Origin of the sequence: Listeria kieliensis, assembly GCF_003369925.1 — a bacterium.
GTDB lineage: Bacteria > Bacillota > Bacilli > Lactobacillales > Listeriaceae > Listeria > Listeria kieliensis_A.
This window is the reverse complement of the sequence record NZ_LARY01000001.1, coordinates 463,552-476,242: the sequence shown is the minus strand read 5'-3', so window position 1 is coordinate 476,242 and position 12,691 is coordinate 463,552. Positions and strand designations below refer to the sequence as shown.

The 12,691-nt window shown below is 41.1% G+C and carries 13 protein-coding genes and 1 riboswitch; of the genes, 1 reads left to right on the top strand and 12 read right to left on the bottom strand.

Annotation, left to right across the window (positions count from 1 at the left end; translation table 11 throughout):
- Positions 1–8 precede the first annotated feature (8 nt).
- The 4 genes from UR08_RS02420 to UR08_RS02405 all read right to left on the bottom strand — a co-directional run bounded on the left by UR08_RS02420 (position 9) and on the right by UR08_RS02405 (position 4,358).
- Positions 9–971: an asparaginase gene (locus tag UR08_RS02420; RefSeq protein WP_115752067.1), complete on the bottom strand. Its 963-nt coding sequence runs from the start codon at positions 969–971 to the stop codon at positions 9–11.
- A 77-nt stretch (positions 972–1,048) separates the two neighbouring features.
- Positions 1,049–1,816, bottom strand: a complete 768-nt coding sequence (locus UR08_RS02415) for a LysM peptidoglycan-binding domain-containing protein (RefSeq protein ID WP_115752066.1) — start codon at positions 1,814–1,816, stop codon at positions 1,049–1,051.
- A gap of 134 nt (positions 1,817–1,950) precedes the next feature.
- The gene (locus UR08_RS02410; RefSeq protein WP_115752065.1) at positions 1,951–3,363 is read right to left on the bottom strand and encodes a RecQ family ATP-dependent DNA helicase; all 1,413 of its coding nucleotides are present in this window, start codon (positions 3,361–3,363) and stop codon (positions 1,951–1,953) included.
- Positions 3,360–4,358, bottom strand: a complete 999-nt coding sequence (locus UR08_RS02405; RefSeq protein ID WP_165849935.1) for a YpbB family protein — start codon at positions 4,356–4,358, stop codon at positions 3,360–3,362. The genes UR08_RS02410 and UR08_RS02405 overlap by 4 nt, the downstream gene beginning before the upstream one ends.
- A gap of 131 nt (positions 4,359–4,489) precedes the next feature.
- Here UR08_RS02405 and UR08_RS02400 point away from each other — a divergent pair, with 131 nt between their 5' ends.
- Positions 4,490–4,732, top strand: coding sequence for a ferredoxin (locus UR08_RS02400; protein WP_115752063.1), 243 nt, complete (start codon positions 4,490–4,492; stop codon positions 4,730–4,732).
- Between the two features lie 2 nt (positions 4,733–4,734).
- Here UR08_RS02400 and UR08_RS02395 read toward each other — a convergent pair whose 3' ends face one another.
- The 8 genes from UR08_RS02395 to lysA all read right to left on the bottom strand — a co-directional run bounded on the left by UR08_RS02395 (position 4,735) and on the right by lysA (position 12,473).
- Entirely contained in the window at positions 4,735–5,352 is a 618-nt protein-coding gene (locus tag UR08_RS02395; RefSeq protein WP_115752062.1) for an ECF transporter S component, read from the bottom strand.
- 172 nt (positions 5,353–5,524) lie between these two features.
- Positions 5,525–5,646, bottom strand: a riboswitch (FMN riboswitch).
- 85 nt (positions 5,647–5,731) lie between these two features.
- Positions 5,732–6,250 carry an acyl-CoA thioesterase gene (locus UR08_RS02390; protein ID WP_115752061.1) on the bottom strand — a complete coding sequence of 173 codons (519 nt, stop codon included), beginning with the start codon at positions 6,248–6,250 and terminating at the stop codon, positions 5,732–5,734.
- Between the two features lies 1 nt (position 6,251).
- Entirely contained in the window at positions 6,252–8,051 is a 1,800-nt protein-coding gene (locus tag UR08_RS02385) for an ATP-binding protein (protein ID WP_115752060.1), read from the bottom strand.
- 97 nt (positions 8,052–8,148) lie between these two features.
- A complete protein-coding gene (locus tag UR08_RS02380; protein WP_115752059.1) occupies positions 8,149–8,865 on the bottom strand; it encodes a response regulator transcription factor in 717 nt (238 codons plus the stop codon).
- A 218-nt stretch (positions 8,866–9,083) separates the two neighbouring features.
- On the bottom strand, positions 9,084–9,821 hold the full coding sequence (locus UR08_RS02375; protein ID WP_115752058.1) for a pseudouridine synthase: 738 nt from the start codon (positions 9,819–9,821) through the stop codon (positions 9,084–9,086).
- Entirely contained in the window at positions 9,821–10,408 is a 588-nt protein-coding gene (scpB, locus tag UR08_RS02370; RefSeq protein WP_115752057.1) for an SMC-Scp complex subunit ScpB, read from the bottom strand. Before scpB ends, UR08_RS02375 begins: the two co-directional genes overlap by 1 nt.
- Entirely contained in the window at positions 10,401–11,144 is a 744-nt protein-coding gene (locus UR08_RS02365; RefSeq protein WP_115752056.1) for a segregation/condensation protein A, read from the bottom strand. Before UR08_RS02365 ends, scpB begins: the two co-directional genes overlap by 8 nt.
- 15 nt (positions 11,145–11,159) lie before the next feature.
- Complete coding sequence (lysA, locus tag UR08_RS02360; RefSeq protein WP_115752055.1) at positions 11,160–12,473, bottom strand: diaminopimelate decarboxylase; 1,314 nt, start codon at positions 12,471–12,473, stop codon at positions 11,160–11,162.
- Positions 12,474–12,691: the final 218 nt, after the last annotated feature.

Sequence of the window (12,691 nt, the reverse complement as noted above, 5' to 3'; positions counted from 1 at the left end):
CCTTCTGTTCAATAAAAATTAGCTTGCGTAGCATCTTTTTCAGAAGCTAGCAGTACCATAAGTCGCATGCGTGCTTTTTTACTATCATAATCTTTCCCAAGAATCACACCTTGATTATAAAGATCAAAAGTACTGCCCAAGTAGTCATAGGTTGTGTAAACATTTCCTTCCTCAGCGCTTGTTGTAATCACAACAGGAATTTGTTTTTGAAGCGCACGAAGAATACCAGGCATCATTTTAGGCGCTACTTGTCCGCGTCCTACTCCTTCCAGTACAATACCATCCACACCTTTTTCAATCAAGGCATCAATCATAAAACTGTCAGCATCCAAGTAGCATTTCACAATGGCTACATCAGGAAGTGGTCGTTTTAATTCAAAGCAATCATGCAAAACTGGTTTTTGATAAATAAAAACTTGGTCATTATCAATAATTCCAAGATATCCAAAACCAAATGCACTAAATCCTTGAATGTTTGATGCATGTACTTTTTTGACGTAACGTGCAGCAAAAATTCTTTCATTAAAGACGACAACCGTCCCAGCCCCTTTAAGAAGAGGCTCAGATGCAGTATGTATTGCATGACGAATATTGATAAATGCATCTGTTCCCATTTCTTCTGGAGCCCGTTGTGAGCCAGTAACAACAACCGGTCGCTCATCTCGAATCGTTAAATCAAGAAAATAAGAAGTCTCTTCAAGCGAATCAGTACCGTGGGTGACTACAATGCCCGCGTAGGAAGGATCAGTAAAAATCTCTTCAATGGTCCTCTGCAGATCCACGAGATGCTCTCTTGAAATATGCATTGATGGAAGCTGAAAAGTCGAAAAAATATCCACTTCAATTTCATTAGGAAGCCCACAAATCTGAACTAGTTCTTCACCTGTTAGTTCACCAGAAGCCAGTTTTCCAGAAGCTGTCTTTCGACTTGCAATAGTTCCGCCTGTTGTGACCAGTGCTACTTTTGTCATTTCATCTCCCCTTCTCCACAAAAAGAACGAGCTTTTTTCGGAAATCTCTTCCCGCCTTCCGCTCATTCTTTTCTTACTTATTTAGGAATTTTAATTACAGTTCCAACCGGCACACTATCCGAAGACAGTCCGTTTGCTTGCTTAATTTTTTGAACACCTTGTGTAGCATTTGAAGCACCATACGCATTCACAGCAATCCGGTAAAGCGTTTCTCCTGCTTGAACCGTATGACTAGAAGCTTGCGCTGCTTCCGCTTGCTTTTTCGCTTCTTCTGCTGCTTTTCTATCTTGCTCAGCTTTTGCAGCAGCTTGCGCTTGACGCTCTTGCTCGGCTTTTTCAGCAGCTGCTTGTCTTTCAGCTTCCGCAGCTTTTTCCTGTGCTGCTTGCTGTTGTGCTTGTTCATTCTGTTTAGCTTTTTCTTCAGCGGCAGCTTTTTCTTTTGCAGCCTGCTCTTTTGCTTCCTTTTCTTTAGCAGCTTTTTCCTTGGCAGCCTTTTCTTTAGCCTCTTTTTCTTTTGCAGCTTTTTCCTTTGCTTCTTGTTTTGCTTTCGTGTTGCTATCAACGGAAACACTGCTTTCCTCTTTCACTGCATTATCAGGCTGTCCCGAATTTTGAACAGCTACAAAAACAATGACAACAACGATTGGAATTAGTAGAAAGAAAATAATCAAGATATTTAAAAGTGGATAACGGAAAATTCCAGTTTTCTTTGCTTTTCTACTATCAGACCGCGAAAGCATTGGCGGTTCATCATTAAACTCGTCCTCCGAGTTATTATAAAAATCATGATCGTAATCATCGGACGGCGTATATTCTTTTTCATCATTGCGCCTTTTCCTTGCCATGCATAAATCCTCCTTAAAACAAAAACTCTTTCCTCATTCTGGATTTTTAAAATAAATTTGACATATCCCTGTAACAATTATAACCGCAAACCCGATCTTGAACAACAATTAGTACAAGAATTATTGAAAAAAACTCATTCTAAGAGTAAATCATGCAATCTCGCCCGAAAAGAACTGCCTGAAACCTCACCTTGTTCTTCCTCTCGACGTAAAAATGGTTCGAGCGATGCAGCGTCATTATCACAGCAATTTTCACCACCCGCCTCACTAAAATCATTTTCTCCAAAATAACTCATTAAGTAGACTCTACGACAATCGTCCGTTTGAATAAATCCTAGAAGAGCCTGTAAATTTTCTTGTTTGATTAAACGTCTTTTTTCTATTCTTTCCCTAATTTCTTCTTCTGAAAGCCCAGAACGTAAAAAATAATTCAAAAATCTTTTTTCAGCTTTCGGTAGTGTTTCTTTTAAGTTTTCTGGTAGCTGAAGCAAATTAGGATCTGGCAAATCTCGGTCCGCCAGTTGTTGCCTCAAAACTTCATCTCCATTTGCATAGAGTAATATCGCAACACTCTCTATCCCGTCACGTCCTGCACGTCCTACTTCCTGCATATAAGCTTCAAGATCAGCCGGCAAATGATAATGAATCACAAAACGAATGTCAGCTTTATCGATCCCCATCCCAAACGCACTTGTCGCACAAATCAAATCAAGCTGGCCAGAGACAAATTGCTCTTGAATCAAAATCCGGTCAAGCGGTTCCATGTCTCCATGATAATAAGCTGCACGTCGCCCTTTTTCTCGGCGTAAAATATGAGCGGTTTCTTCCGCAAGTCGTTTGCTCGAAAAATAAATAATTCCAGGCGTCGCAAGCTTCTCTGCGAGGTCAAGCAAAGCCTCTTCTTTTTCGCGCTTTGCTGCAAATTTTTCCACTTGAAAACTAATATTAGGTCGATTAACCGAATAAATTATTTCTTTGATACCCGAAAGATTAAGCTGCTCCAAAATATCCGCTCGAACTCGCTTTGTCGCCGTTGCCGTGAGCACCATCGTCGTCGGTTTATTCGCTTTTTCTCGAAATTCACCAAGAAAAAGATAATCCGGCCTGAAATCATGCCCCCACTGAGAAATACAATGCGCCTCATCAATCACAAAAAGCCCTATTTTTTCCCGCAAGAAAGCTGTCCGAATACCCTCACTTGCGAGCATTTCAGGTGAGAGGAAAACGAATTTGTAAGCAGAAAGATGAGCGAGAATTTCATTTTTTTCAGCTGTCGATAAAAAACTGTTCAGCGCAACGGCACGTTTTTCCCCGTAAGCGCGCATTCGTTCCACTTGATCCTGCATCAAGCTAAGTAATGGCGAAACAATCACCACAAGCCCGTCTATTAAGTATCCCGACAGTTGATAACAAACCGTTTTCCCCATCCCAGTCGGAAGCATGGCAAAGACATCTTCACCGCTCAAAACTGTTTCTATGACTTCTTTTTGCCCCATACGAAAAGTATCAAAACCCAAATAGCGCTTTAATTCCTGTTCTAAATTCATGCCTTCCCTCCTGCAACCACAGCCAAGCGAATTTGATAATAATCCAGTTCCGGAAACGATGCTTTGATTTCCTTCAAAGTCAAAAAATCCCCGACTTGGATTTGTTCAACAAGTGACCTATCTGGCATTTCTGGCACCGCTTGCTCCGGAAAAGTCGCTTTAATTTCCACAAAATGATCCTCGATTGTGCTTTTCCGCAAATTTCGCATCTGCACGATTTCATCAAAATCATAGCCTTTCTGCAAAAATCCGTAAGTCCTCTTGCCTGATAACGTCAAAAGCGCTTCCGGACGTGGCATCAAAAGTTGAAGTAGCGGATAGTATTTTTTCTCCTGAAAAAGCCGGTGCAAGCCATATAAAGTCTCAAAATAAACTTCCTCTGTCGAAACCGAATGCGCATCCGCAATTTGCTCAAGCGTTTCCCCGACTAGTTTTCCTCCTGAAAACTGATCGGTATAAAATTCCGGTTGCGAAATATATCCTTTCGAAAGCCAAGCTTCTAGCTCCAAAAACAAGCGTTCATTTAAATCATCCGCATTCGCAAAATTCGCTAGCCACTTTTTGATCCAGAACTGCGCTTTTTTATCCCGAACAACGGGCATGTAGTGTTTTTTCCCATGATGCTTATTACTCAAAACTTGAATCGCAAGCAACAAATTTTGAAAAAACAAAAACGGCCGTTCCTGCATCCAAAAGCCATTCCAGCCCACGCGCTCAAAATAAGGCGTCGAAACTTGCTTTCGCACGCACCATTCATTAGTATCAGCCCGCAGCTCAAGCGTTCCTGCTTGCTTCAGTTTTGTTAATCTAGCAGTTAAAACCTCTTCGGTTAAAAACGGAGAGAGCCCGAATAGCGAACTAATTTTGGCTAAATGCGTATCAGTTACCGCTTGACCAGTTCGTCGCCCCGTCATAACAGCATGCAAAAAAGCTTCTTTTCTAGGCCGCTTAAACGCCGTTAGTAGCGCTACGATATATTGATCTAAAAGTTCCACACGTTTCACCTCAGTCTTCATTCATCATACCATAGAAACACGCGTTCGGCATCTCTTTTAGAAGCATTGCGCAAATTTCCCAAAACATGCTATACTTTGCATGAAACTTAACTAGGAAAGGATCGATTGATTTGGCTAAGTTTACAATCGTTGATCAAGATACCTGTATCGCTTGTGGAGCTTGTGCTCTTCATGCTCCAAATCTATACGACTACAATACAGAAGGTGTGGCCTACGCTATCCTAGATAACAATAGCGGCACAAAGCCCATCCCAGAAGCAGAAGAAGACAATGCACTTGAAGCAGAATTCAACTGTCCTTCGCTTTCCATAAAAATAGCGGATCACCCTTTTCATGGCGATCCGCATCATTAACCTTAAGCACGGTGTTCCATTTCACGGTGCTTTTTTTGATATTTTTGTTGCTCTTTTTTCGAGCGATTTTTAGCAATAAAATTTCGCATTGGTGCGTAAAGTAGCATAAAGCCGGCACTTACAATCACACCTTTTAATAAATTAAACGGAATGACCGCGGCAAAAATCAATGCCGAAACATCTGTATTTGCAGGTAATCCGCCCAGTTTCACATAAAAAGGAAGCAAGACAAAGTAATTAAACACCGCCATCGCAAACGTCATAAGTAGCGTTCCGAGCGAAGCTGAAATAATAATCCCTCTTGTCCCGCGAATATAGCGGAATAAATAGTAAATTGGTAGCGTAAAACAAATCCCCGAAAGGAAGTTTGCCATTTCACCAACAGGAATCCCAACCGGACTTCCCGAAATAATAAAATGCAAAACACATTTTAAAGCTTCAATCAAGACAATAGAAAGTGGTCCAAACATCAATCCACCAATCAAAACAGGAATTTCACTGAAATCCAGTTTTAGAAAAGGCGCGGTTGGCAAAATTGGAAATTGAAGTTGCATAATAATAAATGCTACTGTTCCAAATACCGCAATACTTACAAAAGTCTTCAACGAATAGTTCTTCAAGTTTAACTCTCCTTTTGGTTCATCTAAAAAGAAAGTCAGACAAACTTATCAAGCCGCTTCCATAAAAAAACCTCTCTAACCTAAAGATTAGAGAGGTTTGTGAATCACCAAACAAACTGTCTAAGATAGACAGAAATGAATCACTTAAAGAAGACAAGCCAAAAAAAGCCGTCTACATCCTCTCCCATCCAGACTATACTGTCGGTCCTGGAATTTCACCAGCGTCAACCGCTAAAAAGCAGATCGTGGACTTTAACCACCGGTCGGGAATTACACCCTGCCCCGAAGATGAACAATATGAATTTTATTTGTGTCAAGTTACACAGAACATGAACACAATATTAATTTTACCACGAAAGTTTAATTTGGCAACCCCTTTTTACCAAGGAATATCTGTCTTAAGCGCACTTGCAAGACTTCGGCTCGCTTTAAGCCGTTCTTTACGAGCAGCTGCCCGAACTTCTGCTCCACTATGAATCATTTGTTCTTCTTCACTTTCAGGGATCACTTCTGGCACTTCAACAGGCTTTCCATCATCGTCAATCGCAACAAAAGTCAAAAAAGAAGTCGCTGCTAGATAACGCTCGCCCGTCATCAAATTTTCAGAAATAACTTTCACAAAAATTTCCATCGAAGTTCTGCCAACAGAAGCCACATACGATTCCAAACAAACCGAATGATCACTTTTAATTGGCTTCAAAAAGTCCACCGAATCCGTTGATGCTGTAACAATCCCCACTCGGCAATGTCTTGACGCACTAATAGAAGCTGTATCATCAATATAAGTCATCAGTTTTCCGCCAAACAGCGTATTATGATTATTGGTATCTTGCGGGAACACTCGGCTTGTCTTAATCACCAAAGATTCTTTACAAGTTTTTTGAATACGTTCTGTCAACTTAATTCCCCCTCAGTTCATTTAATGGCAGGCTAATAATAAAGGAAGAACCTTTGCCCACCGTACTTTCCACCGTAATCTGACCATTATGCGCATCTACAATATTTTTTACGATCGCAAGCCCAATCCCGGTACCCGCTTTCCCTCTTGTTCGTGCTTTATCGGCTTTATAAAATCGCTCAAACAAATAAGGAATATCCGCTTCTGGAATGCCTGACCCATTATCATTGACTGCAATAAGCAATTGCTCGTTCGCGTGATCAACATGCTCATGTACCGTAACCGTTCCGACTTCCCCATCATTTCCAGTATGTCGGATCGCATTCATAATTAAATTGATCAAAACTTGTTCTAATCGGTCTCGGTCAAACGAATAACGCACATCTGGATCATCTGCTTCTAACTTCAATACCACATTATTTTCCTTCGAAAGCACGTCGAAATTGGAAACAATTTTTTGCAAGAACGGAACAAGCTCTGTTTCACGCTTATCAAGTTGAGTAAAGCCCGCTTCCATCCGTGATAAATCAAGCATATCGTTCACCAAGCGACCGATCCGGAGCGACTCTTCATTAATAATTTGTGCGAATTCGCGAACCTCTTCTTCTGTTTGCGCCACTCCGTCAATAATCGCTTCACTATAGCCTTGAAGCATCGAAATCGGCGTTCTAAGCTCGTGCGAGATGTTGCTAACGAAATCACTTTTAGTTTTCTCAAGTCGTTTCTCTTCTGTCATATCCCGAATAACCGTCACAATACTGCGGATATTATCTCCATTATAAAGAAGCGTCATAATCGCAACAAAAGTTTGACCATCAAAAGTAATCTCGCCAACCGTTTCTGCTCGCGTATTCAAAATTTCATCTAGCATTTGATTTAGCTTCTCTGGTACTAACACTTTCTCTTCGTTTTCTTGAGAGAAAAACCAGCTATGCAAGAACTCCTCAGCAGGAGGATTACTTAAAATAATCGTTTTATCAATATTAAATTTGATAACCCCATCTGCCATACCAACGAGGATGTTAGAAAGCTGTTCTTTTTCCTGCCTAAGTGCACTAATATTGTATTTTAACTGTTGCGCCATATCATTAAAAGCAAGCCCGAGATCCCCGATTTCATCATGCGTATAACTAGGAACCCGATTATCAAAATTCCCGCGTGAAACGGCAACCGCAATTTTCTTCATTTCACGAAGTGGGAACGCCATGCGCGAAGAAAAAATAAACGATAGTAAAGAAGTAATTAAAATCGCACCAATTCCTGCAAGAATAAGAGTCCGCGTCGCTTTCTTAGTAACATTTAGAATTTCATGAAACGACTTGTACAAATAGACGACCCCTGTTTCACCATTACTCAGTTGAAACTTTTTCGCATACAGCTCAATTGAGACGTTTTCTGGGTTGTCTTCAAAATCATATTTCATTAACAGATCTGGAGATTTCCCTAGCGCTTCATTTAATTTCTTATTTTGTGTCAAGCGATCAATCGAACTTTTCGAGATAGGATCCTTAGATGCTTTTGTAAAAACGCTCGTCCCATCTTGAGCAATAATGACGCCAACAGAGTCATCGAGCATATCAAGCGTCTTTTCAGCATGACTGCCTGGCTTAATAACTTCATCATCGTTTTGCATCACTTGAATAATTTTATTTGATGTATCTTTCATTTCTTTTTCAATTTCATTTAAATTATTTTTTTCATAGATCACCGCGACAAGGAAGCCACAAATGACTAGCACACCAATAAGGAGCAAGATCGTGGTACTCCAGATTTTCCCCACTATGCTATTCCAAAACTTCAACCCATTTACGCCTCCCTCGCCATTTAAAAATGAACAGGCGCATTGTAGAAATTGGCAAACTGCAATCTTTACATAACCTGCTCATTTTTATTCGGATTTATTCTTCCGGAATTTCAAATTTATAACCCAAACCCCAGACTGTTACGATCATTTTGGCTGCATCTTCCGAGATATCAAGCAACTTTTCTCTTAACCGTTTGACATGTGTATCAATCGTTCGTAAATCGCCAAAAAACTCATAACGCCATACTTCTTTCAAGAGAGATTCACGGTCAAAAACCTTGTCCGGCGACTTCGCCAAATAATAAAGCAAATCATATTCCTTAGGTGTTAAATTCACTTCAGTACCATCAACAATAACACGATGTGCCTCATTATCAATACTTAAGTGCGGAAAATTAATAATATCACCGGGAACAGAAGCTACTACACTCGTGTCGTTTCTTTTCGCCCGTCTAAGTACAGCCTTCACGCGAAGCACTACTTCACGTGGACTAAATGGTTTTACGATGTAATCATCGGCTCCTACTTCAAATCCTTGAACACGGTTTGCTTCTTCTCCTTTAGCAGTTAACATTACCACTGGTGTCGATTTGTATTCCCGTAATTCTCTACAAACCTCAATTCCATCTTTACCAGGCATCATCAAATCAAGAAGTATTACTTCATAGTCGTTGTTGAGTGCCATCTGTATCGCTTCATCTCCGTCACTTGCTTCATCAATACGGAAATTTTCTCGCTCGAGATACATTTTCAAAAGGCGACGAATTCTGTCTTCATCATCAACAACAAGCACTTTTATTTGATCACTCATAAGTACTCATCCCCCAAGTTCTCTTTTTCATTTCATCAGGTAGGGCAAACTAAACTTCCTTTATCATAAAAAAAGCCGCTTTCTTCCCTTACTTCTCCAAAAGCACCCACATACTTTTTGAAGAATAAACATAACTAACAAAATAACTACATTTTAAAATATACATGTTTTTATACAAACAATCTATTAGAAACTTTGTTACTCAAGTAAAAGCTCATTCAACTATGTGGTTTTTGACCAAATTTAGCCAATGATTTCAACTGCCTCACTTCATGATGACTCAGTTCGCGGCTTTCTCCAGCATTCAAATGACGCAAATCAAGAAACCCGTAAGCTTCACGTGTTAATTTTTGCACAGGATGCCCAATCGCTTCGAACATCTTCCGCACTTGCCGATTCCTGCCTTCATGAATCGTAATTTCAACGATCGCTTTTTGCTTGGCTTTATCAAAAGACAATTGGCGTACTTTAGCTTTAGCCGTTTTCTTGCCTTCGATCATAATTCCTCGTGCCAGCTGTTGCAATTTTTCCTTCTCAGGAATGCCTTTTATACGAGCCACATAACGTTTTTCAACATTATATTTCGGGTGCATCAGTAAGTTAGCGAATTCGCCGTCATTTGTCATTAGCAATAAACCCGATGTATCATAATCCAGTCTTCCAACAGGATAAAGGCGCTCGGGAATATCATCAAAGTAATCCGTTACAACACTTCTTCCTTTGTCATCCGTAACCGCTGAAACAACTCCGCGTGGTTTATACAGTAAAAAGTAGCGCTTCACTTCTTTTGTCAATTCCACACCTTCTACTTCAACCCGGTCAGAGTCACTTACCTTCACACCAAGCTCCGTCACAAGTTTTCCGTTCACTTTCACTTTTCCATCTTGAATCATTTGCTCCGCTTTCCGTCTCGAAGCCACACCAGCATTTGCAATGACCTTTTGGAGTCTTTCCATTATTCTTTTTCCTCCTTTTGACTAAACCGGTCAAAGAACAAGTCTAACTCATCTTGTTCAGTATCTTCACTTTGCTCTGCAAGTTTCGGTAAGTCTTCTAAACTTTTCAATCCAAATGCATCTAAAAATTCATTAGTTGTGACATATAATTTAGCTCGTCCAGCACCTTCTGCACGCCCTGCATCCGTAACAAGACCTCGCGCGACAAGCGTGCGTATCGGGCCGTCCGTTTGCACCCCGCGGACTTCATCTACTTCCATCCGTGTAATCGGTTGCTTATAAGCAATAATCGCAAGCGTTTCAAGCGAAGCCTGTGAAAGTGACGTGGCATGCGGAGATTCAACCAATTTTTTCAAGTAAGGCGCATAATCTTTTTTCGTTGCGAGTTGAAAAGCCCCCGCAAGTTCAAGTAAAACAAGCCCACTTGCAGGACTTCCCGCATATTTTTCGCTAAGTGTCTCAAGCAAATTGAGCGCTTCTATGTAGGTCACTTCCATCACTTCTGTCAATTGCTTGGTTGATAATCCTTCATCACCTGCTGCAAAAAGCAAGCTTTCAAGAATACCTAATTGTTCTTCTTTATTCACCTTGATTATCTCTACCTTTCACAAACAAATCGGAAAAACTTGATTCTTGCTCAACTAACACTAGTTCACGCTTCATCAGTTCAAGTAAAGCTAAAAACGTGACAACCAGTTCCTCGCGTGTTTGTTCTTCAAATAAGTCTTCAAATTTGATTTTACCAGAAACCGCTTGAAGCTGCTTCATCACATCATCCATTCGCGTATAAATGGAGATTTCTTGTGTTGTAATCCGCGTATGAAGCGGTTTACTTAGTTTTTGTCTACGAAGCAACTTATTAAATGCTCCGAGCATATCGTTTAGCGTCACATCTAGATCAAGTGACGAAGTTTCATCTTCATACTCCGACAAATCCATCGGTGCTTTACTAAAATAAAAACCGCGCTCGTTTTCCTTATCCTTAAGTTCACGTGCCGCTTCTTTGTAGCGCTTGTACTCCATAAGGCGTTCCACGAGTTCATCACGTGGATCGAGTTCTGGGTCAAATTCGTCGAAGTCTTCCTCAATTTCTTGCTTAGGAAGAAGCATTTTGCTTTTGATCGCAAGAAGCGTAGCCGCCATAACTAGATATTCGCTTGCCACATCGAGCTCTAAAATTTGCATCGTGTGAATGTACTCCATATATTGCTCCGTGATATCTGCAACAGGAATATCATAAATATCCACTTCTAGCTTTCCAATCAAGTGCAGCAATAAATCGAGTGGTCCTTCAAACGCATCTACTTTCAATTTCATTTCCATCGTTATTCATCCACCTCAGTATAGTGGCAAATCGTTTCGCACCAAATCTTCATAAGATTCTCTTCGAACAACTAGCCGACTAACGCCATCTTCCACAAACACAACAGGGGGTCTTGGAATGCGATTATAATTATTAGCCATTGAATAGCCATATGCACCCGTGCAAAAAACGGCAAGCACCTCGCCTGCACTCGATTTTGGAAGCGGCAAATCCCAAATCAACATATCACCTGATTCACAGCACTTTCCAGCAATCGCAACCGTTTCTTCGGCTTCTTTAAGTGGAGATGCCGCAAGAACAGCCTCGTAGTGTGCTTCGTAAAGCGCTGGACGAATATTGTCGCTCATGCCCCCATCAACCGCCAAGTAGTTTCGAATGCCCGGCACTTCTTTACGTGAGCCGACCTTGTAAAGCGTTGTTCCCGCTTCTCCGACAAGTGATCTCCCTGGTTCAATCCAAATTTCTGGGATAGAAAGCCCATTTGCTAACGCCATTTTCTTAACTTCTTTCACGATTTCACGCACATAAACTTCTGGTTCAAGTGGCTCGTCTTCTTCCGTATAGCGAACACCAAAGCCACCACCAAGGTTCAACACTTTTGAATCAAAGCCAAGCTTGTTATGCCAAACGATCAGTTGCTCCATGATCCTGTGCGCTGCCATAATAAAACCTGTTGTTTCAAAAATTTGCGATCCAATGTGACAATGAAGCCCGATACAATCAAACACATCAGCATTCCCAAGCACTTCTTCGATCGCACGTTCCGCTTGTCCATTCGTCAAGCCAAAACCAAATTTTGAATCATCTTGTCCAGTTAAAATATAATCATGCGTATGCGCTTCGATTCCCGGCGTAACCCGAATCAATACTTGTATTTTAGTTTTTCGTTCTTTAAGCAAATTTTTTAAAAGCTCGATTTCATAAAAATTATCAATCACAATACAGCCGATTTGATAGTCAAGCGCCATCTCCATTTCATCTAGCGTTTTATTATTGCCGTGAAAATGAATTCGCTCCGCTGGAAAACCCGCTTGAATTGCCGTATAAAGCTCTCCGCCAGAAACCACATCTAACGAAAGCCCCTCTTCTGCCATCAGTTCATACATCGCAACAGAAGAAAACGCTTTGCTCGCATAAGCCACCTGAGCTTGCACATTCAGTTCCGCAAACGTTTGTTTAAATCCACGTGCCCGCTCCCGGATTAACGCAACGTCATACACGTAAAGCGGGGTCCCGTATCTTTTGGCAAGCTCTAACGTGTCCACCCCACCAATTTCGAGATGTCCGGCTTCGTTTACATTCATCGTCCCATACCGTTCAAAAGTCAAACCTGTCCCCCACCTTTCGCTCTTCCATTCCTTTTTGCGTTAAAGTTCCTTCTTATAGTAGCACAAACCGCCCACCCGAAACAATAACAATCTTTAGAAAAGAATAAAACCAATTTCTCTTCTTTCAAGAATCGACCGGGCACCTTTCAAGACTTTTTCGTTTCACACACGCTCACCTCGCGCTTCTTGCAGAAAAAAACCGTTTCCCCTGCCAAGAA

What these genes read in the sequence shown, in the direction of transcription:
- UR08_RS02415 (WP_115752066.1), bottom strand. Translation starts at nt 1,816, where the DNA reads ATGGCAAGGAAAAGGCGCAATGATGAAAAAGAATATACGCCGTCCGAT.
- UR08_RS02365 (WP_115752056.1), bottom strand. Translation starts at nt 11,144, where the DNA reads ATGGAAATGAAATTGAAAGTAGATGCGTTTGAAGGACCACTCGATTTA.
- UR08_RS02380 (WP_115752059.1), bottom strand. Translation starts at nt 8,865, where the DNA reads ATGAGTGATCAAATAAAAGTGCTTGTTGTTGATGATGAAGACAGAATT.
- UR08_RS02420 (WP_115752067.1), bottom strand. Translation starts at nt 971, where the DNA reads ATGACAAAAGTAGCACTGGTCACAACAGGCGGAACTATTGCAAGTCGA.
- UR08_RS02375 (WP_115752058.1), bottom strand. Translation starts at nt 9,821, where the DNA reads ATGGAAAGACTCCAAAAGGTCATTGCAAATGCTGGTGTGGCTTCGAGA.
- UR08_RS02410 (WP_115752065.1), bottom strand. Translation starts at nt 3,363, where the DNA reads ATGAATTTAGAACAGGAATTAAAGCGCTATTTGGGTTTTGATACTTTT.